This window comes from Bacillus safensis FO-36b (genome assembly GCF_000691165.1).
GTDB classification, from domain to species: Bacteria; Bacillota; Bacilli; order Bacillales; family Bacillaceae; genus Bacillus; species Bacillus safensis.
The window spans coordinates 18,378-43,955 of record NZ_ASJD01000014.1; the positions used below are offsets into that span (position 1 = coordinate 18,378).

The 25,578-nt window shown below is 43.3% G+C and carries 23 protein-coding genes and 1 pseudogene; 10 read left to right on the plus strand and 14 right to left on the minus strand.

What is annotated here, in order from left to right; all coding sequences use genetic code 11:
* Positions 1–6 precede the first annotated feature (6 nt).
* From BA81_RS17610 to BA81_RS17650, 9 genes are all read right to left on the minus strand, one after another.
* Complete coding sequence (locus tag BA81_RS17610) at positions 7–1,530, minus strand: acyl-CoA carboxylase subunit beta (protein ID WP_108909009.1); 1,524 nt, start codon at positions 1,528–1,530, stop codon at positions 7–9.
* Positions 1,531–1,548: 18 nt separating this feature from the next.
* A complete protein-coding gene (locus BA81_RS17615) occupies positions 1,549–2,331 on the minus strand; it encodes an enoyl-CoA hydratase (protein WP_034284021.1) in 783 nt (260 codons plus the stop codon).
* Positions 2,332–2,343: 12 nt separating this feature from the next.
* Complete coding sequence (locus tag BA81_RS17620; RefSeq protein ID WP_024427768.1) at positions 2,344–3,252, minus strand: hydroxymethylglutaryl-CoA lyase; 909 nt, start codon at positions 3,250–3,252, stop codon at positions 2,344–2,346.
* A gap of 11 nt (positions 3,253–3,263) precedes the next feature.
* Complete coding sequence (locus BA81_RS17625) at positions 3,264–3,479, minus strand: acetyl-CoA carboxylase biotin carboxyl carrier protein subunit (RefSeq protein WP_034284022.1); 216 nt, start codon at positions 3,477–3,479, stop codon at positions 3,264–3,266.
* Positions 3,476–4,825, minus strand: coding sequence for an acetyl-CoA carboxylase biotin carboxylase subunit (locus BA81_RS17630; protein WP_034284024.1), 1,350 nt, complete (start codon positions 4,823–4,825; stop codon positions 3,476–3,478). Before BA81_RS17630 ends, BA81_RS17625 begins: the two co-directional genes overlap by 4 nt.
* Before the next feature lie 8 nt (positions 4,826–4,833).
* The gene (locus BA81_RS17635) at positions 4,834–6,471 is read right to left on the minus strand and encodes an AMP-binding protein (RefSeq protein WP_034284026.1); all 1,638 of its coding nucleotides are present in this window, start codon (positions 6,469–6,471) and stop codon (positions 4,834–4,836) included.
* Positions 6,472–6,513: 42 nt separating this feature from the next.
* Positions 6,514–7,656, minus strand: a complete 1,143-nt coding sequence (locus BA81_RS17640) for an acyl-CoA dehydrogenase family protein (RefSeq protein ID WP_034284029.1) — start codon at positions 7,654–7,656, stop codon at positions 6,514–6,516.
* Positions 7,657–7,803: 147 nt separating this feature from the next.
* Positions 7,804–9,342, minus strand: a complete 1,539-nt coding sequence (locus BA81_RS17645) for a glycoside hydrolase family 10-like protein (RefSeq protein WP_034284032.1) — start codon at positions 9,340–9,342, stop codon at positions 7,804–7,806.
* 24 nt (positions 9,343–9,366) lie between these two features.
* Positions 9,367–10,173, minus strand: a complete 807-nt coding sequence (locus BA81_RS17650) for a tyrosine-protein phosphatase (protein WP_034284033.1) — start codon at positions 10,171–10,173, stop codon at positions 9,367–9,369.
* A gap of 145 nt (positions 10,174–10,318) precedes the next feature.
* Here BA81_RS17650 and BA81_RS17655 point away from each other — a divergent pair, with 145 nt between their 5' ends.
* Positions 10,319–11,083, plus strand: a complete 765-nt coding sequence (locus tag BA81_RS17655; protein WP_034284036.1) for a DeoR/GlpR family DNA-binding transcription regulator — start codon at positions 10,319–10,321, stop codon at positions 11,081–11,083.
* A gap of 17 nt (positions 11,084–11,100) precedes the next feature.
* On the opposite strand, the gene BA81_RS17660 is transcribed toward BA81_RS17655, so the two are convergent.
* Positions 11,101–11,679 carry a hypothetical protein gene (locus tag BA81_RS17660; protein ID WP_034284037.1) on the minus strand — a complete coding sequence of 193 codons (579 nt, stop codon included), beginning with the start codon at positions 11,677–11,679 and terminating at the stop codon, positions 11,101–11,103.
* 125 nt (positions 11,680–11,804) lie between these two features.
* On the opposite strand from BA81_RS17660, the gene BA81_RS17665 reads away from it, so the two are divergent.
* The 6 genes from BA81_RS17665 (at position 11,805) to BA81_RS17690 (ending at position 19,534) form a co-directional block, all read left to right on the plus strand.
* A complete protein-coding gene (locus tag BA81_RS17665) occupies positions 11,805–12,938 on the plus strand; it encodes a CdaR family transcriptional regulator (RefSeq protein ID WP_034284038.1) in 1,134 nt (377 codons plus the stop codon).
* A 78-nt stretch (positions 12,939–13,016) separates the two neighbouring features.
* Positions 13,017–14,426 carry a glycolate oxidase subunit GlcD gene (glcD, locus tag BA81_RS17670; protein WP_034284040.1) on the plus strand — a complete coding sequence of 470 codons (1,410 nt, stop codon included), beginning with the start codon at positions 13,017–13,019 and terminating at the stop codon, positions 14,424–14,426.
* Positions 14,423–15,766: a (Fe-S)-binding protein gene (locus tag BA81_RS17675; protein ID WP_034284043.1), complete on the plus strand. Its 1,344-nt coding sequence runs from the start codon at positions 14,423–14,425 to the stop codon at positions 15,764–15,766. Before glcD ends, BA81_RS17675 begins: the two co-directional genes overlap by 4 nt.
* A 73-nt stretch (positions 15,767–15,839) precedes the next feature.
* Positions 15,840–17,324, plus strand: coding sequence for a spore germination protein (locus tag BA81_RS17680; RefSeq protein WP_034284061.1), 1,485 nt, complete (start codon positions 15,840–15,842; stop codon positions 17,322–17,324).
* Positions 17,325–17,336: 12 nt separating this feature from the next.
* Positions 17,337–18,437, plus strand: coding sequence for a GerAB/ArcD/ProY family transporter (locus BA81_RS17685; RefSeq protein ID WP_034284045.1), 1,101 nt, complete (start codon positions 17,337–17,339; stop codon positions 18,435–18,437).
* Positions 18,434–19,534 (plus strand): Ger(x)C family spore germination protein, encoded by a 1,101-nt coding sequence (locus tag BA81_RS17690; protein WP_051627374.1) that lies wholly within the window; start codon positions 18,434–18,436, stop codon positions 19,532–19,534. Before BA81_RS17685 ends, BA81_RS17690 begins: the two co-directional genes overlap by 4 nt.
* A 6-nt stretch (positions 19,535–19,540) precedes the next feature.
* Here the strand turns inward: BA81_RS17690 and BA81_RS19990 are convergent, their stop codons facing one another.
* Positions 19,541–20,101: a hypothetical protein gene (locus BA81_RS19990; RefSeq protein ID WP_227001662.1), complete on the minus strand. Its 561-nt coding sequence runs from the start codon at positions 20,099–20,101 to the stop codon at positions 19,541–19,543.
* Positions 20,102–20,598: 497 nt separating this feature from the next.
* The gene (locus tag BA81_RS17700) at positions 20,599–20,829 is read right to left on the minus strand and encodes an excisionase family DNA-binding protein (protein WP_034284049.1); all 231 of its coding nucleotides are present in this window, start codon (positions 20,827–20,829) and stop codon (positions 20,599–20,601) included.
* A 322-nt stretch (positions 20,830–21,151) separates the two neighbouring features.
* Here BA81_RS17700 and uptA point away from each other — a divergent pair, with 322 nt between their 5' ends.
* Positions 21,152–21,754, plus strand: coding sequence for an undecaprenyl phosphate transporter UptA (gene uptA, locus BA81_RS17705; protein ID WP_034284052.1), 603 nt, complete (start codon positions 21,152–21,154; stop codon positions 21,752–21,754).
* Positions 21,755–21,792: 38 nt separating this feature from the next.
* Here uptA and BA81_RS17710 read toward each other — a convergent pair whose 3' ends face one another.
* Complete coding sequence (locus BA81_RS17710; RefSeq protein WP_034284054.1) at positions 21,793–22,614, minus strand: uroporphyrinogen-III synthase; 822 nt, start codon at positions 22,612–22,614, stop codon at positions 21,793–21,795.
* Positions 22,615–22,756: 142 nt separating this feature from the next.
* Here BA81_RS17710 and BA81_RS17715 point away from each other — a divergent pair, with 142 nt between their 5' ends.
* Positions 22,757–23,377, plus strand: coding sequence for an acetate uptake transporter (locus tag BA81_RS17715; RefSeq protein WP_024425703.1), 621 nt, complete (start codon positions 22,757–22,759; stop codon positions 23,375–23,377).
* A gap of 38 nt (positions 23,378–23,415) precedes the next feature.
* On the opposite strand, the gene BA81_RS17720 is transcribed toward BA81_RS17715, so the two are convergent.
* On the minus strand, positions 23,416–24,435 hold the full coding sequence (locus tag BA81_RS17720; RefSeq protein WP_034284055.1) for an LLM class flavin-dependent oxidoreductase: 1,020 nt from the start codon (positions 24,433–24,435) through the stop codon (positions 23,416–23,418).
* 182 nt (positions 24,436–24,617) lie between these two features.
* On the opposite strand from BA81_RS17720, the pseudogene BA81_RS17725 reads away from it, so the two are divergent.
* Positions 24,618–25,578 (plus strand): annotated as a pseudogene (locus BA81_RS17725) (collagen-like protein); the annotation flags it as partial.

Consider the following 25,578-nt stretch of genomic DNA (forward strand, 5'->3'; position numbering starts at 1 on the left):
CCCCCTTTAGACCGGATAAACCGGGTGTTTTCGTCTTGTAAATGTCATTTCTTTAGAGGTATAGGCTTGTAATCTATGACAAAGCTCATCTCGCAAATGGTCAAATGGGATGACACCATCGACAATCATTTCAGAGGCAAGCTCATATATATTCATATCTTCCTGGTATTCCTTGCGTTTCTCTTGAATAAATGCTGCTCTTTCCTCAGCAGGCAGTTCGGCAATTTTATTCGCATAGACAGCATTTACAGCGGCTTCTGGCCCCATGACAGCAATTTGCGCAGATGGAAGAGCGAGACAGCAGTCCGGTTCAAAGGCTGGACCTGCCATTGCATATAAACCTGCACCGTATGCTTTACGAACAATGACGGATATTTTCGGAACTGTTGCCTCCGACATGGCGGAAATCATTTTCGCCCCGTGCCTGATAATGCCTGCTTGTTCCACTTTTGTTCCGATCATAAACCCCGGTATATCGGCAAGGAAAAGGAGTGGAATATGAAAGGCGTCACATAGCTGAATAAACTTGGCGGCTTTGTCGGCTGAATCGTGGAATAAAACGCCGCCTTTTACCCTCGGCTGGTTGGCAATAAGACCGACAGGCTGACCATTCATGCGGCCAAAGCCTGTGATCAATTCTGCGGCAAACAGTTTTTTGATTTCAAAAAATGATCCTTCATCAATGAGTAAATCAATGAGCTGATACATATCAAAAGGGGTATTCTGCCCTTTAGGGATAAGGTCCTGGAGGGTGATCTCTGATGGTTTAGGTGCGATTGCGGCTGCCCGTTTTGGTTTTTCTGTATAGTTGGCAGGCATGTAAGTTAAATAAGTGCGGGCGGTTTGAATGGCTTCTTCCTCTGTTTTTGCTAAAATATCGCCGCATCCAGAAATGCTGCAATGCATTTTTGCCCCGCCCATTTCTTCAAGTGATACTTTCTCTCCAATCACCATTTCGGCCATTCGCGGTGAGCCTAAGTACATTGAGGCATTCCCTTCGACCATGACGACGATGTCACAAAAAGCAGGAATGTAAGCACCTCCGGCTGCCGAAGGACCAAATAGTAAACAAATTTGCGGAATACGTCCAGACAGCTTCACCTGGTTATAAAAAATGCGGCCTGCGCCTCTTCTGCCTGGAAACATGGCGATTTGATCGGTGATTCTAGCACCGGCAGAGTCGACTAAATACAGCATCGGGCAGTTGAGCTTTTCGGCTGTTTCCTGGATTCTAATGATTTTTTCTACCGTTTTGACGCCCCATGATCCTGCTTTGACGGTAGAATCATTTGCCATGACGCAAACAGTCTGCCCATTCATCCGCCCCGTCCCTGTGACAACACCATCTGCTGGTAAATGTTCATTTTGACACTCGGCAAACATGGCATCCTCAATGAAAGAATCTTCATCTAATAACAATTGGAGGCGGTCACGGACGAACAATTTTCCTTTTTCTTTGTTTTTTTGATGGTATCGCTCAGCCCCGCCTTTTACAATCCGTTGTTTTTTCAGTTCATATTCTTCGATCATACCCATTCCCCTTTCTTGCTACCTGCCTCTGTATTGAGGCGTGCGTTTTTCTTGGAAAGCTTGAAGACCTTCCGTTCGATCTTCTGTATCAATGAGCCGTAGATAGGCTTCGTACTCCTTCGTCAAACCTGTATGCAAATCGTGATCAAGGCTTGATTGAATCGCTTGTTTCGCTTCTTTTAAGGCAAGCGGGCCATTTTTGATGATTTGTTTTGCAAGAGAGATGGCATCGTTCATGAGGGAATCTGCTAAAGAGATATGCTCAATCAGCCCGATTTGAATGGCTTCTTCTGCTTGTAATGATGTGCCTGTGAAAATAAGTTCTTTTGCTTTACCGAGTCCAATGAGGCGCGGAAGCCGCTGCGTCCCTCCGGCTCCTGGTATGATAGCTAGTCCTGTTTCTGGCAGGCCGAGTCTTGCTCCGGCTCGTGCGATGCGGAGATCACAAGCGAGCGCGAGCTCAAGTCCTCCGCCAAGTGCGTGTCCGTTCATCACTGCAATGACAGGTACAGGAATGGATTCAATCTCGATAAACGTTTGCTGAATCGAAAGAACAGCTCCTTTCGCTTCTGCTTCTGTCATCAATCGTCGTTCTTTTAAATCTGCTCCAGCGCAAAAGACTTTTGAACCGGCTCCTGTAATGAGCAGACAGCGAATGCTTTCATCGTGTTTGATTTCTTGAATGATTTGATTGATCTCCTCCAGCATTAGAGCAGATAGGGAATTCGCTTGTTCTGGCCTGTTTAAGGTCATGATGCCGATCTGTTCATCTTGTATCGAAAAATGGACCAATGATGTCATGTTATTCATCCTTTATGAAGTAGTCTGAGAGTGAAAAGCGCGTAAACAGTGACTAGGCAGGGTTCGATCTACTTTTGCTTCAATCCATTCTGCCGCTTTAATTAATGCAGGAAGGTGAATATTTGTCTCAATTCCTAGTTTTTGAAGCATATGCACCACATCTTCTGTCGCCACATTTCCGCTGGAACCAGGTGCATAGGGACATCCGCCAAGCCCGCCGCTGGAGGAGTCAAATATGGTAATCCCTGCTTTTAATGCCGTATAAATATTGGCAAGAGCCATCCCCTTCGTATCATGAAAATGAAGAGCGATTTTATCAGCAGGAAAACGTTCAAGTAAAATGTCTAAGCGCCTTTCTACTTGAAGCGGATGGGCTTCACCGATGGTGTCACCGAGAGATATTTCATCAATGCCATAAGAAAGCAAAATATCCGTTAACCGGAGGACTTGATCCATTGGCACTTGTTTTTCATACGGGCAGCCAAACACAGTGGAAATATACGCGCGCGTGTTTTTTCCTGCTGCTTTTAAATCAGCTGTCATTTGTTTGATGACAGGAAGTGTTTCATGGATGGATTGATTCATATTTTTCTTGTTATGTGTTTCACTCGAAGAGATAAACATAGCGCCTGTGTCAAGATTGGCTTCAAAAAAATGAGCTAAGCCTTTTTCATTGGGAATGAGTGCTGCATAGGTGATGTCGTCTTTTTTGTTAAAGGATTGGGTGAGTTCTTTGGCATCTTTTAAGGCTGGAACCCATTTAGGATGAACAAATGATGTGACTTCAATATAAGGGAGCTGGGCTGCTGCGAGCAGGTCAATCCACGTTCGCTTCTCGCCTGTGTCCAGCCAGACTGATTCATTTTGCAGTCCGTCCCGCGGGCCGACCTCCCTGATAAGCACACTCTTTGGTAATGCCATCTGGCTCCCTCCTATTCTGTCAGTTCTAGAAGAACCTCTCCTTCATCGACAAACTCTCCCTCTGCCTTATGCACTTTGCTGATGGTTCCGGTCTCTTCAGCAACGATCGGAATCTCCATTTTCATTGATTCTAAGATGGCAACCTCCTGTCCTTTTTGCACTTCATCGCCTTGTTTCACAAGAAGCTTCCATAAGTTTCCGGCCATTTGAATCGTGACAGTTTTCATGAACGGTTTCCCTCCCTTTTTTTCATGAGAAAATCGGTTGTGATGCTGCCTTGTAAGAAAGCAGAAGATCCGGCCATTTCCCTTAAAAGCGGTAAGTTGGTTTTGATCCCTTCTATTTCATATGCTTGTAATGCCTCTTTTAATCGTTCTATTGCAAGTTTTCGCGTATCACCGTAAACGATCATTTTCGCAATCATAGGATCGTAAAAAGGGGTAATGAGGCTTCCATTTGTCACACTTGACTCATGACGGATATACGGAGCTTCAGGTGTGGAGAGCCGAGTGATTGTTCCTGGTGATGGATAAAAGGTGACGGGATCTTCCGCATAAATTCTAACCTCGATGGCATGACCAATTTGATGAATATCTTCCTGATTAAAGGAAAGCGGCTCACGTGCAGCGATTTTCAGCTGCTCCTCGACAAGGTCAATGCCTGTAATTTCTTCTGTGACAGGATGCTCTACTTGTAATCTCGTGTTCATTTCTAGGAAATAAAATTGTTGATGCTGATCGACTAAACATTCAATCGTTCCTGCATTTTCATACCCAATCGCTTTAGCTGCTTTGACGGCCATCTCCCCCATTTGATGTCTCACCGATTCATCGAGACAGGCGGCTGGTGCTTCTTCAATGATTTTTTGATGTCTTCGCTGGAGTGAACAGTCGCGCTCAAATAAGTGGACCCCATGGCCGAAGGAATCAAAAAGGACCTGAATTTCAATGTGACGCGCGTTTTCAATGACCTTTTCCATATACAGCGTCCCATCGTTGAAAAAGCTTTGCGCTCTTTTTTGATTCCCTTCAAAAGCCCTGTACAGCTCATCGTCATTTTGCACGAGCTGCATGCCAATTCCTCCGCCCCCGCTTGATGCCTTGAGCATGATCGGATAACCGAGTGACTGCGCTTGACTGACCCCTTCTTCTGCATCATGCAGCGGAGCTGAAACGCCTGGTACAATGGGGATACCTGCTTGAGCCATCGTTTTTCTTGCTTCAATTTTATTCCCCATTCGCTGAATGACTTGTGCGGATGGGCCAATAAAGGCGATTCCTTCGCTGCGGCAGCGTTCCGCAAAGGCTGCATTTTCTGATAAGAGGCCATATCCTGGGTGGATGGCATCTGTATTTGTCTGTTTGGCTGCCCTAATGATTGCTTCCATGTTTAAATAGCTTTCAGATACTTTCGCGCCTCCAATCGGATAGGCGCTGTCTGCTTCTTGCACATGAAGTGCATGCTGATCTGCTTCTGAATAAACGGCGACGGTGTAGATCCCGAGCCTTTTACACGTTCGAATAATTCGCCGGGCAATTTCGCCTCGATTTGCAATCAGTACTTTTTGAAACATTGCTGCCTTCACTCCTTTATTAGATCAAGCGCCTGCTTTTTCAGACGAAATTTTTGAATCTTCCCTGATGCAGTCATTGGATACTCGTCAGTGATGAAAAAATATTTAGGAATTTTGTAGCGTGCCATTTGCGACTGACAATAGCTGGTGAGTGTCTCAATTGTCACCGCCCTGCCTTGCTTGAGCCGAATGAATGCGGCGGCTTCTTCTCCATACGTCTCGTCAGGTATACCAACGACCTGTGCATCAAGAATATCCGGATGAGTATAAAGAACATCCTCAATCTCTTTTGGGTAAACATTCTCCCCGCCTCTAATGATCATATCTTTCAGCCGTCCTGTGATTTTCACATAGCCGTCCTCATCCATCTCTGCTAAATCACCCGTATGAAGCCAGCCGTCCTGATCAATCACTTCATCTGTGGCTTCTTCATTTTTATAGTAGCCTTTCATCACATGATAACCTCTTGTACACAGCTCGCCTTGTTCTCCTCTTGGTACTTCCTCCGATGTGCCTGGAACGGTGATTTTCACTTCGATGTGAGGAAGCGCCCGGCCGACCGTTTGAACCCGTCTTTCAAATGAATCATCCGTTCTTGTTTGGGTAATGACAGGAGAGCTTTCGGTCTGTCCGTAGGCAATCGTGAGCTCCTTCAATCCCATTTGTTCAATGACGGCTTTCATCACATGGGATGGGCAAAGAGATCCTGCCATAATGCCCGTTCGTAATGTGGACAGATCGTATTGGTGAAAATTCGGATGGTCGAGCTCTGCAATGAACATTGTCGGGACGCCGTGAAGGACGGTGCACTTTTCTTTTTCCACTGTTTGAAGAACTCTCTCTGGATGGAAGGATTCAATTGGAATGATCGTTCCTCCTTTTGTGAGACAAGCAAGCACGCCAAGAACGGATCCAAAGCAATGAAAGAAAGGAACAGGGATACACATTCGATCCTTTTGGGTAAGCTTCATACAATCTGCGATTTGGCTGGCATTGCAGACAATGTTTGTATGGCTGAGCATGACTCCTTTTGGATAGCCGGTTGTGCCTGAAGTATATTGCATATTAATGACATCATCAGGTGCAAGTTCATCCATTCGTTTCTCCCACTCATGATCCTCTGTTCTTTTAGCAGCTGCGTGAATACTGTTCCAGCTGCGCATGCCCTTTGGCGTGTGCTCACCTATATAGACGACACTTTTTAAATAAGGAAAAGATGAGGATGTGATCTCTCCTTGATGAGCGTTTTGAAGCTCCGGTATGAGTTCTTCAAGCATTTTGACATAGGATGTCTCTTTAAACCCGTCTACGATAAACAGCATGCTGCTATCAGAGTGCTTGAGTAAATAAGCGAGTTCTTGTGATTGAAAGTTTGTATTCACGGTGACGAGAACGGCTCCAATCGACGCGCAGGCGAATTGCAGCATGAGCCATTCGGGTACATTGGGCGCCATGATGGCGATATGATCGCCTTTTTGAACACCTAATGCCATAAGACCTTTCCCGGTTTCCTTGACTTCTCGATAAAACGCTTCATATGAAAAACGTAAGGAACGTTCTGGATACACAATGGCTTCATGTGCTGGATGCTGCTCCATTTTCCCTTTTAATAAGGAACCGATCGTTTGTGGATGAATCGACATCATGGCTTTCCTCCTCCATTGATGGTAAGCGTTTTCATTATCGGATTACGCTAACAGTTGTCTTGCGATGACTAGACGCTGAATTTCAGAGGTCCCTTCTCCAATTTCCATTAGCTTCGCATCTCTCACAAGCCGTTCTACACCACATTCTTTCATGTAGCCTGTTCCCCCGTGAATTTGAACAGCATCAAGACTTGCTTTTGTCGCCATTTCAGAAGCGAAAAGTTTGGCATAGGCAGCTTCTTTTGTAAACGGCTTGCCGTGATCTTTCAGCCAAGCGGCTTTCCAAACCATTTGTCTGGCGAGCTCTATTTGCATCGCCATATCTGCCAGCTTAAACTGAATCGCTTGGAAGGAAGAAAGGGTCTGCCCAAATTGCTTTCTTTCTTTTGCATGCGAGAGCGAAGCATCTAGTGCAGCTTGTGCGATACCAACTGATAATGCAGCAATTGAAATGCGTCCCCCATCTAATGTATATAAAAATTGCTTAAAGCCTTTCGCTGGGTCTCCTAAAATATTCTGGGCGGGTACACGTACACTGTCTAAAATGATTTCTGCTGTATCTGATCCGCGCACACCCATTTTGTCATATGGATTTGTAATGGACAGCCCTTTTTGCCCTTTCTCCACAATGAAGGCGGAGATGATTGGGCGGCCGTTTTCATCATAATCCGAGACAGCAGTGACGATAATGGTTCTGGCAAAATTGGCGTTTGTGATCCAGCATTTCTCCCCGCTGATGACATATTCTTGTCCGTCTTTGACCGCTTTTGTTTTTGTCCCTTTTGCATCTGACCCTGCATTTGGTTCTGTTAATCCAAAGGAACCGAGTGCTGTTCCAGATGCCAGCGGGACAAGGTGGTCCATCTTTTGTTCCTCTGTACCGAAATAATAAAGCGGGCTTGCGCCTAAGGAAACGGCTGCAGCATAGCTAAGACCTGTACTACCGCACTGTTTGCCGATTTCTTCTACAGCCAGTGCATATGATATCGTATCTCCACCTGAGCCTCCGTATTTCTCTGGAAAGGGGATGCCCATAAAGCCGAGCTCCCCCATTTTTTGAAACGTTTTGACTGGGAATACGGCCTGTTCATCAATGGTTTGAGCGAGTGGTGCAATTTCTGCTTTGGCGAAATCTTTGACCATCTGGCGGATCATTTGTTGTTCTTTCGTTAATTCAAAATCCATCTTGTTTCCCCCTTTGGCTCTTTTCTATCATATTTATTAATCAAGCAGCTGCTTCATGCCAAGCTTGATTGAATTCAGAAAATTAAAACAAAAATAATAGAAAAAAAGCATGATTGAAGAAAAATCCTCATTCATGCTTTTTTTCTATTATTTCACTATTTTTGTAGAAGGCTTGCTTTCGTGATGAAGACGATTAAGAGCCGTAATCTTGTAAGTATCCATTTTCTTTTGATTGACTGGGAGGTCTTTGATCGTTGTTATGGCGCCTTTTTCTTTTCTGACTGTTTGCAGTAATTCATATGTTCCTTTATTTGTTAATCGATAGACTGCATAATAGGATACGGTAGAATGATCATTTTTGATTTGTAAAGCCGCACCATCCGCTGTCTTTTTCACAGATTGAATGATTGGTTTTTTAGGTGCTTTCTGATGAAGCCAAGGCATTTCTGGAATGAGAGCTGGTTTGCGGTAAGACTCTTCTATCAATCGATCCTTTACATTCAAAGGGTTGCGATTGAGATCCTTCAGGCTGAAATGCATGCTTCCCTGCACGAGCTGTGTCTGCCTGTTCAGCTCAATCTGCCTAAAATATTCTTCCGGGTCAGACCAAGCAGGGTCACTGTTTTGATTAATTTTATATGCCGCCTGACCAATGTACAGGTGAACCGGCTCCCCTTTCACCTCATTTGACCACCATTTCGTCAGCACATCATAATCGGCAGCTTGAAAGCCGATGCTCCAGTAAATTTGCGGAGTAACATAATCAATATCGTGCTGCTGAATCCACTCTCTTGTATCAGCATACAAATCATCGTAGTTGGTCATTCCTGCTGTGGTGTTTGAACCAGTCGGATCATCTTTTATGTTGCGCCATACACCGAATGGACTAATACCAAATTTCACATAAGGTTTTTCTTTCTTAATGGTGTCATTGATTTGCTTCACCAGCTGGTTCACATTATCTCTTCGCCAATCTTCTATATGTGTAAATGCTTTTTTTCCATATGTTTCATACGTTTCTTGATCTGGAAACGGGACACCAGCTATTTTATTAGGGTAAAAATAATCATCCATATGCACCGCATCAATATCGTAGTTTTTCACAACTTCTTCTATGCCGCCTACAATGAAGTCCTGAGCCTCAGGAATGCCTGGGTTGTAATAAAGCTGATTACCATATGCAATCGTCCAATCAGGATGCTCTCTTGCAGGGTGATCGGCAGACAAACGGCTGAGATCAGTATGATTCATTGTGATTCGGTAAGGATTAAACCAAGCGTGAAATTCAAGGCCGCGTTTATGAGCTTCTTTGATCATAAACTCAAGCGGATCATACCCAGGATCTTTCCCTTGTGTTCCAGTCAAATATTCTGACCACGGCCCGTATGCTGAAGGATAAAAGGCATCTGCTGTTGGTTTAATTTGCATAATGACGGCATTCATATTCATCGCTTTGATCTCATCTAACAAACGAATGAACTCTTGTTTCTGCTCTGCTACGGGCAGCCCCTTCTTTGAGGGCCAATCTAAGTTATAAACCGATGCAATCCATACCGCGCGCATCTCTCTTGTGCTCTCAAGCTTTCCTTTTGGCACTGGGCGAGCAGCTAGACTGCTAGAAGGAATCAATAAAAATACAAACATCAACATCAGTGTTAAAACTGTCATACTGATCTTTTTCAGCATGTTTTGCATCACCTCACCTTAAGTTTATTCCGCTTTTTGTGATGGAATGCCAGCAGATGGTGTAAGCAGAATGTTTTTCATTTCATTGAGCTGAGCTTCAGGGACTTTGCAGGCTTCAATTAAATACTGCTCTGCACTCCCGTATGTCTCCAGCATTTCGTGCAGCACATCTTCAAGATAATCTTGCTGCACACCGACAAGCGGCTGAATTTGTTCTTTTGACACCCGGTATAAACTCATCAATCGGACAAATCGTTCCTGCCTTCTGACGAGCATTTGCACGCCTTCATTGGAACGCATATATTCACTTAAAACGACAGCCAGCGGTACACCTGCTGTTAACTGAATCAGGGCAGATAAAAAACCTGTACGGTCCTTGCCACTCGTGCAGTGAAGCATCAGCGGGTAATGGCTTTGATCTGAAAGCAGTGTGAACAGCTGCCGAATCTCTTCTTTACGCTCTGTCAGCATGCTTTGATATAACTCTTTCATGATCGGTGTAAATGAGAGAGACTTCCCTTCTGTTACCAGCATACGAAACATGGTCCATTTACTCGGCATCTTACTGTCAGGCTGCATCGGAATATGAACGATTTTGTCGTGTTCCTTGATCTTTGCTGGATGTGATTTACGTTCTGAGGCTGTACGGAGGTCGCAAACGGTTTGAATCCCAAGTGCTGAGAATATCTCGATGTCTTGTTTCGTCAAACGGGATAAATCTGCGGATCGATAAATCATTCCCTTTTTGATCACCATCCCATCTGTTGTTTGAAGTCCCCCTACTTCTCTAAAATTCGCAAGCTTTGAAAATGGGTTGTTTGATTGATTCATAGAAGTGAAAGTCCTTTCTAGTTTCTTTTTTCTATCATACGCTTTTATATCAAAGGAGAAAAGAGAATCAATTGGCCTAATCCCAGTAAGAGAATTTATTGGTATAATGGAAAAAGGACATTCGGATTGATTGGAGATATGAAGTATGATAAAAACAAAACGGATTCAGCAAATCAAAGAGTATGTGTTTGACCGGGAATCTGCCTCACTTGATGAGCTTGTGGCGCATTTTGGTGTCTCAAAAAACACGATACGCCGAGATGTACAGGCATTGGTCGAGTCTGGCGTGCTCAAAAAAGTGTATGGCGGAGTGGCTGTGAACCATTCAACGTTAGTGGTGTATCAGGAGCGAAAGACCCGTCAGCTCAGTAAAAAGCAATTGATCGGTCAGACGGCTGCCGCTTTTGTGGAAAACGGGGATATGATTTTTATTGATTCTGGTACGACAACGCTTGAGATGCTCCCCTATTTGACTGAGAAACAGGTGACCATTGTGACCAATAATGTGGATTTCATTACACAGGCGATGCCTTATGAAAATCTCACCATCTTTTCCACTGGCGGGATGCTTGAAAGAAAAACGAATTCTTTCGTTGGCTATCAAAGTGTTGAGCGCTTAAAAGCTTACAATGTCAATAAAGCCTTTATCGCATCAACTGGTTTATCCATTGATCACGGCGTCACGAATTCGTCTCCGCTTGAAACCGATATTAAAAAGACGCTTGTTCAAAAAAGTGCCAAAACCTTTTTATTAGTGGATGATAGCAAATTCGATCATTACGCATTGACCACGTTTTGTGATTTGCACGAGATTGATATCGTCGTGACCAATCAGGAGCCAAATGAAGATTATCTTCAATATGGAAAAGAGCATGATGTACGGTTTGTCACACCTTCATCGAATGAATAGATGGACAAAAAAACGGCTCAGGAATTTGAGCCGTTTTTTGATTCATTGATTTCAAGCTGCATGATCATACGGAATAAAAATCGATACACGGCCGAGATGACGTCAATGAAAGCCGTATCTTCGTGGATATCCTCAAGCTCAAGAAGCTGCAAATTCACATCAAATAAGCCATCTTGTCCATTAAATTGAAGCTGAGCACCATTTAATGGCGATAGCATGTCCTTTAGAATATTCGTGTCTTTTTTAGGACGTTTTAAACCGAATAGGACGGTATACGTTTGAAACACTTCATCCCATTCAATGGCCAAGCCATCCACTTTCACGACATCAAACCACTTGGATTCGATATAAATGAATTCTTTTTGATGTTTTTTCACATATGTAAGCGGTGTGTTTAGAAATGAGGCGTTTTCTGTTTGAATCATGTTCTCTGATTCCTTGTCTACACGCTCTATATATACATCGCCAAAACGGGCTTCTTCTTTTATTCTCGCCCCTTCTAATGTCCAATTGCGGCGCGCCGCTTCATCATATTCAAAGTCGGTCAGCGCCTGTCCTTCTTTTAGTAAGTCTTGTAAGCGATTTTGCAGTGACATGGCTATGTCTCCTTTCTTCTCCTTCATGTGTGTTTATTATTTTAGCATAACTCATGAAAAGAAAGATATGTCCGAGCATATGATGGTATGATAGTGTCAAAAGAAACATCTCGGAGGGGTACGTTTTGCTCACAATGACACTGGCAGAAAAAATCGTAGACGAGGTTAAAAAGGTGCTGACTGAGGAAATCATCATCGCACAAACAAACGGCACCATCATTGCAGCAACAGATCCAGCGCGCGTTGGACAATTTCATGAAGGAGCGTATCTGACATCTTTTGAAGGACAGAAACGAATTCTCACAAAGGATGACCAGCAGCACATGAAAGGCGTCAAAGCTGGCATCAATCTGCCTATTTATTTTAAGCAAGAGGTCATCGGGGTCATTGGAATGACAGGAGATCCTGTACATGTGTCTCCTTTTGGCGAAATATTAAGAAAAATGACCGAGCTGCTTATTCATGAACATGAATTTTTTCAAGAAACTGAAACGGATGAACGTCAGCTCGAAGCGTTTGTATTCGACTGGCTTCATCTGCCAGAGACAGCGATTGATCTCACTGAAAAAGCGTCGCGGCTTCAGCTTGATATCAATAAGGAGCGCGCAGTTGTTCTGATCGATTGTCAGGATGAATCGTTTATGAAGCAGAATCAATACAAAGAATTGAAGGAAACGCTGCATCTCACTATGCAGGAGATCATCGTCCGCTGGGGGCATGCCCGTTTTTTGCTCATGCTGCAAACAACAGCAGATGATCGTAAAGCCTTGCAGCAGCGCCTGTTTCACATCCATGCCTCCCTTACGGCGCGGAGCTCTCCCGGGGTTTTGATTGGAGCAGGGAAACCAGCAGCTGCTCATTTGATGAAGCAATCCTTTCAACAAGCCTTTCGAGCATTAAAAATGGCACATGCTGATACACCGATTGTATTTGATGAAGATTTAACGCTTGAACTTTTTATGGAGGAAGTGAGTCAGGAAACAAAAGAAGTGTTTCTTGATCGAACAATCGCCCCTCTTCTCCCCTATCCTGAATTAGTGAAAACATTGCGGGTGCTTATGACATCAGATTGCTCATTGAAATATACAGCAGAAGCGATGCATGTCCATATCAATACACTGCATTACAGGCTAAAACGAATCCAAGATTTAACGACACTTGATCCAAAGCGCATGCAAGATGCAATGCTCTTTTATTTAGCTTTCATGTTATTAGATCATGATCCAAAAAAACGAAGCGAACAGCCCGATATTTTGTAGAATCGTCCATAGGCATGAGGCGATTCTTTTTTTATACTGAAAGAAACGATACGTCTCATCAATAGGAGTTGAATGCGTATGTTACATTCTGAATTTTTAAATCAATTAAAAAAGATTGTCGGTGCTTCTTACATGCAGGACAGTAAAGCCGATCGGCTTGCCTACTCTTATGATGCAACACCAAATTTTCAGCATATGCCAGATGTCATCGTAAGCCCGCATACGGCTGAGGAAATCCAGCAAATTGTCCGGCTCTGCTCCTCATATAACATTCCGATCGTGCCAAGAGGATCAGGAACGAACCTTTGTGCAGGCACATGTCCCACTCAAGGCGGACTTGTGATGCTGTTTACAAGAATGAACCAATTAATAGAAATAGATGAAGAAAACCTGACAGCAACGGTGCAGCCTGGTTTGATCACACAGGAACTCATTCGCCAAGTAGAGGCGAAAGGCCTCTTCTATCCACCTGATCCAAGCTCTATGAAAATCTCTACATTAGGCGGAAATATTAATGAAAATTCAGGTGGTCTCCGGGGATTAAAGTATGGAGTGACGAGAGATTATGTACTTGGACTTGAAGTCGTTCTGCCAAACGGTGATATCATCAAAACAGGCGGCAAGCTTGCAAAAGACGTGGCTGGGTATGATATGACCCGTTTGTTCGTAGGTTCAGAAGGAACGCTCGGGATTGTCACTGAAGCCACGCTGAAGCTTTTGCCGCTTCCAGAAACAAAACAAACGATGCTTTGCTTATATGAAAGTTTAGAGGAAGCCGCCGCTTCAGTGTCGGCGATTATTGCAGAGCGTATCATCCCCGCCACATTAGAATTTATGGATCAGCCGACTTTGGAAGTCGTTGAAGACTTTGCAAAAATCGGTTTGCCGACTGACGTTCAAGCGGTGCTGTTAATCGAACAAGACGGCCATCCTGAGGCGGTTACCTGTGATATGCAGCGCATCGCAAAAGTGTGCCAGCAGCACGGTGCAAAAGAAGTGAATATCGCACATTCTGAAGAAGAGGCCAATGCCCTTTTAACAGCGAGACGATCTGCTTTATCAGCTCTCGCCCGGTTAAGTCCGACGACCATTTTAGAAGATGCCACAGTCCCCCGGTCTGAAATTGCCAGCATGGTGCGGGCGATCGAAGACATTGCGAGAGCGTACGATGTGAAAATCTGTACGTTTGGTCATGCAGGTGATGGGAATTTACACCCTACTTGTGCAACGGATGCAAGAAATGAAGAAGAAATGAAGCGGGTAGAGGAAGCCTTTCAGGCCATTTTTGAAAAAGCAGTCTCACTTGGCGGCACCATTACGGGTGAACATGGCGTGGGTCTTATGAAAGCCCCTTACTTAGAACTAAAGGTTAAAAAAGAAGGCATTGTGGCAATGAGAGCGATCAAACAAGCGCTTGACCCGGAAAATATCATGAACCCTGATAAAGTGTTTGGAAAAGCCGCAAGAAAGCGGGTGGTGCTCTCATGAGTTCCTCTAAACAAACAGAGATTCAGCAAACATTTCAGCAGCAAATGGACGAAAAAGAGCTGCTCAATTGCATGCGCTGCGGCTTCTGCCTTCCTTCCTGCCCTACTTATATTGAATCTGGTCAGCAAGAAACACACTCTCCCCGCGGCCGAATTGCTTTAATGAAGGCGGTGAGAGACGGTGTCATGGAACCAGATGAAGATGTCGAGCATTCACTGAATCTTTGTCTTGGCTGCCGTGCATGTGAACCGGTCTGCCCTTCCGGCGTCAAATATGGAAGGTTACTTGAGGATGCAAGAGACATCATTCAGCAGCACAAAAAACAATCCATCCCTGTCAAACTTGTAAGACGTGTAGTGTTTAAAGGTCTCTTTCCTTCACAAAGCCGAATGCGGAAAGCGGCAGGACTTCTTCGATTTTATCAAACATCTGGTCTGCAAACGGCTGCCCGCAAAACTGGCATGCTGAAGGTGCTTCCACCGCACTTACGCCTGATGGAACAGGCGCTTCCAAAGGTGCCGCGTCAACAGAAAAGCCGTTTGACGGAATACAAAGCCGCCGGCCCAGCGAGAAAACGGGTCGCCTTTTTTACTGGCTGTTTAATGGACACCGTTTTTTCCAGCACAAACGAAGCGACCATCCAGCTTTTGCAGCTGGCAGGCTGTGACGTCATCGTCCCTCCTATTCAGACGTGCTGCGGAGCGCTCCATGGCCATAGCGGTGAAAAAGAACAAGCGAAACAGTTAGCAAAGCGGAATATTGAAGCTTTTGAAGAGATAGATGCGGATGCCATTGTCATGAATGCGGGCGGTTGTGGCGCTTTTTTAAGTGATTACGATCATTTGCTTTGCGATGATCCGGATTTTCAAAAGCGAAGTGAAGACTTCTCAAAGAAAATCACGGATATATCAGACATTTTAGTGGAGCTGGAATTTCACCGCCGCATGCCGCTTGCTTTGCCAGAGCAAGTCATCACCTATCAAGATTCTTGTCATTTGCGGAACGGAATGGGTGTACAGCATACGCCAAGGGTGCTGATGAAGGCCATTCAGGGTGTATCATTTAAAGAAATGAAGGATGCGGGCCGGTGCTGCGGCTCAGCTGGTATTTACAACATTTTGCAGCCAAAGATGTCGATGCAAATTTTAGATCATAAAATGACAGAAGCCAGCCAAACAAAGGCGGCTGCCATCGTTACATCTAATCCAGGCTGTCAGCTGCAAATGGCAGCAGGCATCAAACGCTCAGGGCACTCGCCGAGCATGCGCGCGGTCCATTTAGCTGATTTATTATTAGAAGCCGTTCTATATGGAAAAAAAGCGTCCAGCCCATCAAGCTGAACGCTTTTTTTCATGCATATCTTTAGACAATTGGTTAGATAATAGAGGCAAATCGCCGAAGGAGCTGGTTCAAATGCTGAAGAAAAACAAACAACAAAAGGACCCAAATTCAGTATTTGAAGCATTGTCACGTTCTGCTGATTTTACAAATGAGCTGTCTCGAAATGGAGATTTTCTGTATAGGACTTCCTTTTTTCGTTCATTGATTAATGGACATCTTCTACATGAACAAATTCTCCCCTCCCTCAAACAAATGCATCTGACACCCACTCTTGAAGAGCTGAAAGAACGAATTCCCATTGAGCAGGCTGTCATCACGAGCGATCTTCAAAAAGTGGAAGAAGCCCTTCACCGGGGCAGCATTGCCATTAGACTTGAGACAGACTGGGGCAAAACGCTTCTTTTGCCGATTGAAGAAAAGAAAGGCAGACAAGTAGGTCCGCCTGAGATTGAATTTGGGATTATTAGTGCACAGGAAGCATTTGTAGAGTCTTTAGATACCAATTTAAATTTAGTCAGGCGGCGGCTGCCAACGCCTAACCTGAAAGTTGAGGAAAAGACGGTTGGTACGCTGTCTCAAACAAAAGTAGCCGTGTTATATATTGAAGAAATCGCCAACCCGGAAAACATCGAAACGGTTCTTCAGCGAATTGAGGACGTTAATTATGATCAGATTTTAGATGCGAATTACCTTGCTCAAATGCTTTATGATGTGTCCAATACGATCTTTCCGTTGTTTTTGAATACAGAAAGACCCGACCGCGTGTCTTCAGGTTTATCGGAAGGGAAAATTGCCATATTAGTGGATGGTTCGCCTCATGTCTTGCTTGCCCCGACTATTTTACTTGAGTATTTTTCCACTATGGAAGACTATAATATGTCATGGATTGCGGCTTCTTGCTTTAGGCTGTTACGCATATTTGCTGTGATATTTTCCATTTTTGCGACACCTTTATATGTAGCCGTTTTAACCTTTCATTATGAGCTGATCCCAAAGGATTTATTAGAAACCATTGTGTCCTCGCGCTATCTTGTGCCATTTCCTCCGATCATTGAGGCACTATTTTTAGAGATTTCGATTGAATTACTAAGAGAGGCTGGATCCAGGCTTCCGACAAAGGTAGGACAAACACTCGGGATTGTTGGCGGGATCGTCATTGGACAGGCGGCGGTGGCAGCGGGCTTAACAAGTAATATCCTGCTGATTATTGTGGCATTGTCTGCTCTAGCTTCCTTTGTCACCCCGATCTATAAAATGGGAAATGCCATCCGGCTTTTGAGGTTCCCTTTTCTATTTGCAGCACAGGTTTGGGGAGCCTTAGGAATTTCACTGATGGGCGCTTTTCTGATCACCCATTTGATGAAATTAACCTCTATTGGGCAGCCATACCTTGAACCCATTTATCCACCTCGTCTAGCTGATTTAAAGAGCAGTTTGATTCGCCCTCAGCTTCGCTTTTTGAATAAAAGGCCTGATAATTTACGCGGACAAAATAAAACCATTCACCAGCCAAAGCCTAAGCAAGGCCGGAAGGGGAAAAATGATTTTTATGAATAAGGAAGTGAAGGCATGAGCTCTTCTTCTGTCAAAGAGAAATTTCAAGTATCCCCTTTTTTTGTGTTTTTTCTCATTAATGCCAATCAAGTAGGTGTCGGCATTTTAAACTTTCAAACGAACCTTGTCCGTTCCATGAATAATGACGGATGGATCGCCATTCTAATTTCTGGCATCAGTGTCAATGTGATGATCTTTCTAATTTACTTGATGTTTAAAAAGGCTCCTTCGGATGAATTTGTTCATATTACAAAATTCGTATTTGGTAAATGGATTGGGCAATTATTCAATATTCTCTACATCTTATACTTTTCATGTTTGTCGCTTACTGTCCTCGTCCATTATATGGATGTAATCCATGTGTGGCTGTTTAAAGAAATTCCGGGTTTTTTGTTTGCTGCTGTACTGCTTGTGCTAGTGTATTACATTCATACCGGCGGCTTTAGAACCATTGCAGGATGGGCGTTTTTTAGCATTATACTTACATATTGGATGACGTTTATTTGCTTTTACGTCATGAAATATAGTCACATTCGCTTTATGTTTCCAATGTTTGATCATACATTCTCGCAGCTGGTAATGGGTGTCAAAGATGCCTCCTTACCCATGTTTGGTTTTGGAACGCTGCTTGTCTATTATCCCTTTATTAAAAAAGCACAAACGTCACAAAAATTTGCCCACATGGGAGCATTATTCACGACATGCTTAAATTTACTTGTCTTTCTCGTATCCATTGCGTATTATTCGAGTGCTCAGCTTAAATTAACAAAATGGCCAACATTGACGTTAACAAGCATTGTGAAACTTCCCTTCATTCAGCGCTTTGAATTTATTGAAGTGTCTCTTTGGCTGCTTCTTATTATTCCAAATATCGCGATTCCATTATGGGCTGCGAGCCGAATGGCGAAACAAGTATTTCATACAAGCCAGCGCGTCAATTTAATCGGTCTCAGCATTCTCATTCTGATCATGTTTTCGTTTTTTGCCGGTGCAACTTCTTTTGAAACCTTTAATCAATGGGTGGAATATAGCGGATTCATTCTGATCTATGGATTGATTGTCTGTATGGTCATTGGACTGATTCTGAAAAAAAGGTGGGTGAAAAAACGAACATGAAACAGTATGTACTCATAGGTCTCATGTTGTTTAGTCTTTTGTTAACTAGCTGTGCACAGCCCCGGCTATTAGATGAATTAAATATCTCTCAGGCGGCAGGATTTGATTTAATGGAAGATGGCGAAATGAAGGGCTTTTTTGTCTTTCCCGTCTTTAAAAGTGAAGAGCAAGGCAGCTATCAAATATTAAGTGCAAAGTCAAACACGATTAGTAATATCCAATTTCTCGTGTCAGAAAAATCGCCTTTTCCGGTGGTTATGGGCCAGGTGCTCGTTATTTTAGTCAGTGAAAAGTTAGCAAAAGAAGTCGGCATGATCGATTTAATGAATTACATTTATCGTGATCCTATTATTGGTTCACGCCAAGTGTTTGCGATTGTTGGCGGAGAAGTCGAAGAATTATTATACACAAAAATGAATCAAACGAACTTAAATATAGGTGTATATCTCTCTGATCTGTTAGCGCAAAATATGCGAAATGGCAATGAGCCAGTCACAAATCAGCATATTTTTATGAATCAGATGATGGCAAAAGGGGTCGATGCTTATCTCCCTTACATTGAAAGAACAAGCAATGCCATCAAGGTCTCGGGCGTTGCTCTATTTGATCAAGAAAAAATGGTGGGTCATATTCCAGGAGAAGACACGTTCACATTTAAAGCGATGATTGAAAATCATAAAAATGGCATCTATGAGTTTCAATTGCATGATCGAGCGAAGACTCATGTTGTCATTGAAAATATCAAATCACATGTGTCTTACCAGATCAAACCGACGAAAAACCTAACAAAAAAGCCTCATATCACGATTGATATCAAACTAAAAGGCGAATTAAAAGAATTCATGAAGTCCAAAAAAATTGATAAACCGAATATATTGGACCAAGTCGAAAAAGAAGTTGAAAAACGTATCACTCAGCAAGGAGAAGATCTTGTACAGTCCTTTAAAAAGCAAAACATAGACCCGCTTGGACTGGGCCTTAGATATAGATCAAAAGACAAGGCAATGACACCAGAAAAATGGCAAGACATTTATCCTGATGCGGATGTAAAAGTGAAATGCCGCATGAAAATTGTTCAAACGGGAGTCAGCCAATAAAAAGGCTTAATCAAATATGTCTTGTTTGTTCTCCAAGATATTGGACAATTTCATTTTCACTCGTGGAACCTGATCTTTTTGATTAACATCATGTAAAATCTTCTCTACTTCATTTTTATCAGTTTTAAGGATTTTAGGTGAAAATTGTTCCACTAGGGCCGGTCTATTTCCTGCACAGTTTGCCATTGTATCTAGTGCAATTAAGCTGAAAGGCCTTCCTTTGTTTAGCCAAGATTTCATTCTTTCCCAGGTTGGACAGCTGACGGCTGCCAGCCTTCCCCACTGATCGTGAAAATGGGTACAATTTGACTTCATCCAATCCAATATTTTGTGAGAACGGAAACGGTGCAGGCAAATAAAAGCCTCTAACGGCAATTCTTTTTCACTGATCGATTTCATTTTTTTCAATATATGGTGTAATCCCTCATCTTCTGGCAAACAGCTGGCTGCTGCCCACGAAAGCGGATAAAGGAATTCTTCGTCCGCCTGATCCAAAAGTTCCCTTACCCATTCAGCGGCAACTGTACCTAGAACATCAGCTGCGATTTCTAACATTCGTGATTTCACTTCGGCATGCTCCGTTTCATAAAACCTACTATGAACAGAATCCAAGATTTTTTGGCGGTCGTGCTGTTTCAGCGCATCGATGACATCATCCTCAAGAAACCATCTAGTAATTGAAAAGTCTATTAAAGACGCCAAATCATGCCTAACGACGTGTAATGTTGGTGCTTTCTCACTTTTGGTGACGATGACGTCCTTCTCTGATTGGAAAGCCTGTCCGTCCTCTCCATAAAAATAATCGTGCAGTAAAAATTGGTTAGGAGAATGGAGAATGGAGAACGGCTAAGTGATAAGGCTGTTTCGGTTCATCAGACGCTTCTACAACATTCATTTCGTTTTTTTGACAGGCGTCACATAAAGTAGTTGTCCCCACCATTTTCACTTTTACTGCTAATGATTGTCATTCGAGAAAGAGCGGGAACCATTTGAGCATAAGTTAATATAAAGATTATTCTTTCTACATTGATCCATGTTGAATCAATTGAAAAAATGACAATATTCTAATCTTCATCCTTTACATCAGGGTCTTCCGGAATCGGTTCATTTAAGATCTCTTGGACGAGCTCTTTATATTGTTCGAGCTGCTTTAAATGCGTTTGAAACTGCCCTTGATAAATAAGATAAGATTCCCCGTCAAATACGTAACGGATCTTTTTTTGCTGGATTAATTTTTTAATATACGCTTCTGATACTTCCAAGTATTCAGCTGTTTCTGCAATTGTTAAATACATGTTTGTGCACCACCCGTTCGTTTCATCTAGCAAATTATATCATGTTCTGCTGAAAAAACGGATGCAGCCTATTCTTTTATGGTGACTATTTTTCACATAGCAAGTAGATCGTCTAAATGCCGGCAAATATGGTATGATAAAATCTGCTAGACGAGAGCTTTTTAACATAGACTTGATGAAAAAGGCAGGTTCAGTGGTGTCTGTATGAGCCGCAAGCCATCCTGGCATATATAGAAAGCATACTCATGAGAAAAGCAAAACAAGCATAGGCTCTTATAAGGATGCTTGAAGAAAAATCGTATTTAAAGGCAGAGTGAAATGAATGGGAACCTTTTTTAATGAAATTTTAACCTGGCTGACAAGCCTTGGTTATGTAGGTGTAGCACTAGGGCTGATGATTGAAATCATTCCGAGTGAAATTGTACTTGCCTATGGCGGATATATGGTGTCAACAGGCACAATTGGTTTTGTAGGAGCTGTGATTGCCGGCGTCATCGGTGGTACGCTCGCCCAGTGTTTTATTTACTGGATCGGTCTGTACGGCGGAAGACCTTTTTTAACAAAGTATGGAAAGTATTTGTTCATCCATGAACATCATATCGCGACTGCAGAGCGCTGGTTTGACCGGTATGGAACCGGTGTAGTTTTTACCGCCCGCTTTATCCCTGTTGTCCGTCATGCCATCTCGATTCCAGCGGGTATTGCCAAGATGCCTTTTTTGAAATTCGTTTTCTTGACAGGATTAGCTGCCATCCCTTGGTCTATCTTATTTATCTATCTTGGCATGCAGCTTGGGACAAAATGGGATCATATTCAAAGTGTTGCTCATGCTTATACAACCCCTATTATGGTCATTGCCATTGTCCTGATTGTTCTCTACTTTGTACTCAAAAAAATTCGGACGAATCGAAAACGGACAATCTAACCAAAACGCCTTTCACTGATCTGGTGAAAGGCGTTTTTTTATGAGTGTGCTGATTGTTTTTCCATATATCGGGATAGCTCTATTATCATTGCACCCATTCTCTCAAGTGACGGGGCAAGAATTCGGTCTATTCCCTCTTCTTTTAAAGCTTCAGCAGTGACTTTCCCGACTGCTACTGCAAGCACGTGCTGCTCGAATAATGCTTGCAATTCTTCTTTTCTTCCCCATTCTGCAGCTAGTTTGAAAAAGGCGTGAACTTGGACAGCGGTTGTAAAACAAACGGCATGTACTTGTCCATCTTTCATTTCTTTCAGCAGCGTTTCAGCTGCCTCTGGTTCAGGAGGTGTGTGCTGATATGGTAAAAGCGGCAAAACATCTGCCCCTTTTTCATGTAAAAACTGAATGAGAGCTGGTGCATTTTCACCATGAAGCTGCACCATCACACGTTTGCCTTGAAATTCCTTGTCTTCAAGCTTTGAAATCAAGTCACGAACTGTACCGTCTTCATCAGAGAGCTCAGGCTGAATTCCGCGTTTTTTCAAAGCAGCAAAGGTTTTGTACCCTCTTGAAGCAATATGGGCATTTGATAGAATGTTCATAAATTCTTTACCAAGCTGCAGCTCTTCTGCACTCTCAATCAATGTATCTGTACCGATGCTTGTTGTCAAGATCACCCAGTCGGCCCCTTGTTTCACAAAGGTTTCTATGCCTGGCTTTAATTCCTCTTTGGCTAAAAATACGGTTCCTTGAAGAGAACGAATAACGGCTTGTCCCCCTTGCTTTTCGACAAGTGTACGCATTTCTTCTATTTTTCTCGTTCCACAAATGGCAATCGTTTTTCCAGATAAGCCCTTCCTCATTTTATCCCTCTTTTTCTATCACATTTGATATGTATTAAATATAGATTTATTTGGAAGACGATGCAAGTGTCTACTAAAAAAGAGCTTGACGTTTCTATCGAATTCGAGTATCTTTTGTAAGTGCAAATTGTAGGAGGTCATTATGGAAAAACAGAATGTTCAAGCAATTCGATTATCAATTGCAGACCCAACACCACTTGGTTTGTTTGGTTTAGCAATGGTGACGCTCGTTGCGTCCTCACAAAAACTAGGAATCACAGATGGCACTTCCCTTATTTTACCTTGGGCTATCTTCCTTGGAGGAATCGCGCAGCTGATCGCGTCCATACAAGATTCAAAGCATCATAATATTTTTGGAGCCACTGCTTTTGGCGCATTCGGTCTTTTCTGGATGGGCGTTGGAACAACTTGGCTCATTCAAGCCGGCGTTTTTGGGAAAACGCTTGCGGGAGCAGCAGATCCAAAACAGTTAGGTTTTGCGTTTATTGGTTATTTGATTTTCAGCTTGTTTATGACGATTGGTGCAATGGAAACACATAAAGTATTATTTTTGATTTTCGTCTTTATTGATTTCTTATTCATTGGTCTTTCCCTTAGCACTTTTGGTGTGATGTACGATGTGACTCATACCATGGCTGGTATTGCAGAATTGATTATTTCCCTGCTTTCATTTTATGGTTCTGCAGCTGTTGTCCTTAATACACATTTTGGCCGTATTGTTCTGCCAATCGGACAACCATTTCGCATTTTTACAAAAGCTTAAATAAAAAAGAACTGCTCTGTGCAGTTCTTTTTTTATGTTTATTTTTCTTGTGCCTCTTGAAAGATCTCTCCGATGATTTCATACGAACGCATTCTTTCTTGATGATCGAACATATCAGAATTAATCATCACTTCATCTGCTTGTGTAGCTTCAATAAAGGCTTCTAATTCTATTTTTACTTTTTCTTTATCCCCAATGATAGTCGAGCTTAATTGTTCATCCACCATCGCCTTTTCATATGGACTCCAAAGACCGTCCATGCTGTCGACAGGCGCCTTCAGTTTTCCTGGTGTGTTGCGAATGAGACTTAAAAACCGCTGATAATGAGAGGTTGCCAAGTATTCAGCCCGTTCTGTTTCATCTGCAGCAAAAACCGTCACACCGACCATGGCATAAGGCTCTTTTAATACATCAGAAGGTCTAAAGGACTGTCTGTACAACTCTAACGCAGGAATTGTATTTTTAGGTGAGAAATGTGCTGCAAAGGCAAATGGTAATCCAAGTTCTCCTGCAAGTCTGGCGCTAAAACCACTTGAACCAAGGAGCCAAATCGGAATGTCCAGACCTTCTCCTGGAACAGCTCTTACATGTTTTTTAACCTGACCGGTCGGCTTGAAATATTGACGAAGTTCTTCAAGCTGCTCTGGGAAATCTTCTCCGTTATGAAGATTACGTCTAAGCGCTCTTGCTGTTAACTGATCCGTCCCTGGTGCTCTGCCAAGACCTAAATCAATTCTCCCTGGATACAATGTCTCAAGTGTGCCAAATTGTTCGGCAATGACAAGTGAAGAGTGGTTTGGCAGCATAATCCCGCCAGATCCTACTCGAATTTTTTCGGTTCCTCCCGCAATATATCCAATTAAAACAGACGTTGCAGAGCTCGCTACCCCTTCCATGTTATGGTGTTCTGCCAGCCAGTATCTATGATAGCCCCACTTCTCCGCCTTCTTTGCTAAATCCATACTACGATCAAAAGATTCTTTAATGGTACCTCCTTCTGTCACTGAGGATAAATTTAAAACGGAATAGGCTTTGCCTTGTAAAACTGATTGACTCATAAATGATGTCCCCATTTCTGTCAAAAATCATACTATTTTATACTTTCAACACCATAACACAAATTCATGAAAGATTTAAATGATTTGATTCGATGATTTTCGAAATGATGATTTCCTAGGTTTTACTTCCAATTTGAAAATTTGCACATAGAATGAAATATCAATTCTAGGAGATGGGCAATTTGTACAATCAATTCGAACACAAATGTCCCTTTTGCGGTAAATACCATGAACAGCCTCATTACAAAAGATCACGTCATGACCGTCCTCGAAAAAGAGACTGTCCATTCATTAAACAAGAATATCCAACACAAAAGATATCTCAAGGGAATCAACCTTGCCAGATTGCAAAAGGAATAAAACAATCAAAACCAAATCAAAGAGCTGGACCAAGAGGCCCGGCAGGCCCAGCAGGTCCCCCTGGACCAACCGGACCTACTGGACCTGCTGGCGGGTTAACCGGCGCTCTTCCTTTTGATCCCTCACAATTACAAGATTATGATGCAGGGCAAGTGGTCACGTTTAATGGCAGTACTTACATTGCCAATGTTGACGATCCATCAGGAATACCTGGACTCTCCCCCGACTATACCCTTTTGGCTGCTTCTGGAGAAACTGGGCCTACGGGGCCTACTGGGATCGGATTAAGTGGTGTTGAAGCCTATGATCCTGTTATGGCAACAACATATTCAGTAGGGCAAGTGGTCACTTATGGTGGTGGTACGTATATAGTGGATTCTGCACCACCTTCAGGTACGCCAGATACGTCGTCAGATTACACACTTTTAGCAGCACCAGGTGAAACTGGGCCTGCAGGCGCTACGGGTATTACTGGATCTACCGGTCCTACTGGTGCCACCGGTATCACTGGAGCTACCGGATCTACCGGGGCCACGGGGATTACTGGAGCTACCGGTCCTACGGGTGCGACAGGGATTACTGGATCAACTGGCTCTACCGGCGCTACGGGGATCACTGGATCAACTGGCTCTACCGGTGCCACCGGGATTACTGGAGCTACCGGTCCTACGGGTGCGACAGGGATTACTGGATCAACTGGCTCTACCGGCGCTACGGGGATCACTGGATCAACTGGCTCTACCGGTGCCACCGGGATTACTGGAGCTACCGGTCCTACGGGTG

What these genes read in the sequence shown, in the direction of transcription:
- BA81_RS17610 (WP_108909009.1), bottom strand. Translation starts at nt 1,530, where the DNA reads ATGATCGAAGAATATGAACTGAAAAAACAACGGATTGTAAAAGGCGGG.
- BA81_RS17615 (WP_034284021.1), bottom strand. Translation starts at nt 2,331, where the DNA reads ATGACATCATTGGTCCATTTTTCGATACAAGATGAACAGATCGGCATC.
- BA81_RS17620 (WP_024427768.1), bottom strand. Translation starts at nt 3,252, where the DNA reads ATGGCATTACCAAAGAGTGTGCTTATCAGGGAGGTCGGCCCGCGGGAC.
- BA81_RS17625 (WP_034284022.1), bottom strand. Translation starts at nt 3,479, where the DNA reads ATGAAAACTGTCACGATTCAAATGGCCGGAAACTTATGGAAGCTTCTT.
- BA81_RS17630 (WP_034284024.1), bottom strand. Translation starts at nt 4,825, where the DNA reads ATGTTTCAAAAAGTACTGATTGCAAATCGAGGCGAAATTGCCCGGCGA.
- BA81_RS17635 (WP_034284026.1), bottom strand. Translation starts at nt 6,471, where the DNA reads ATGATGTCGATTCATCCACAAACGATCGGTTCCTTATTAAAAGGGAAA.
- BA81_RS17640 (WP_034284029.1), bottom strand. Translation starts at nt 7,656, where the DNA reads ATGGATTTTGAATTAACGAAAGAACAACAAATGATCCGCCAGATGGTC.
- BA81_RS17645 (WP_034284032.1), bottom strand. Translation starts at nt 9,342, where the DNA reads ATGCTGAAAAAGATCAGTATGACAGTTTTAACACTGATGTTGATGTTT.
- BA81_RS17650 (WP_034284033.1), bottom strand. Translation starts at nt 10,173, where the DNA reads ATGAATCAATCAAACAACCCATTTTCAAAGCTTGCGAATTTTAGAGAA.
- BA81_RS17655 (WP_034284036.1), top strand. Translation starts at nt 10,319, where the DNA reads ATGATAAAAACAAAACGGATTCAGCAAATCAAAGAGTATGTGTTTGAC.
- BA81_RS17660 (WP_034284037.1), bottom strand. Translation starts at nt 11,679, where the DNA reads ATGTCACTGCAAAATCGCTTACAAGACTTACTAAAAGAAGGACAGGCG.
- glcD (WP_034284040.1), top strand. Translation starts at nt 13,017, where the DNA reads ATGTTACATTCTGAATTTTTAAATCAATTAAAAAAGATTGTCGGTGCT.
- BA81_RS17675 (WP_034284043.1), top strand. Translation starts at nt 14,423, where the DNA reads ATGAGTTCCTCTAAACAAACAGAGATTCAGCAAACATTTCAGCAGCAA.
- BA81_RS17680 (WP_034284061.1), top strand. Translation starts at nt 15,840, where the DNA reads ATGCTGAAGAAAAACAAACAACAAAAGGACCCAAATTCAGTATTTGAA.
- BA81_RS17685 (WP_034284045.1), top strand. Translation starts at nt 17,337, where the DNA reads ATGAGCTCTTCTTCTGTCAAAGAGAAATTTCAAGTATCCCCTTTTTTT.
- BA81_RS17690 (WP_051627374.1), top strand. Translation starts at nt 18,434, where the DNA reads ATGAAACAGTATGTACTCATAGGTCTCATGTTGTTTAGTCTTTTGTTA.
- BA81_RS17700 (WP_034284049.1), bottom strand. Translation starts at nt 20,829, where the DNA reads ATGTATTTAACAATTGCAGAAACAGCTGAATACTTGGAAGTATCAGAA.
- uptA (WP_034284052.1), top strand. Translation starts at nt 21,152, where the DNA reads ATGGGAACCTTTTTTAATGAAATTTTAACCTGGCTGACAAGCCTTGGT.
- BA81_RS17710 (WP_034284054.1), bottom strand. Translation starts at nt 22,614, where the DNA reads ATGAGGAAGGGCTTATCTGGAAAAACGATTGCCATTTGTGGAACGAGA.
- BA81_RS17715 (WP_024425703.1), top strand. Translation starts at nt 22,757, where the DNA reads ATGGAAAAACAGAATGTTCAAGCAATTCGATTATCAATTGCAGACCCA.
- BA81_RS17720 (WP_034284055.1), bottom strand. Translation starts at nt 24,435, where the DNA reads ATGAGTCAATCAGTTTTACAAGGCAAAGCCTATTCCGTTTTAAATTTA.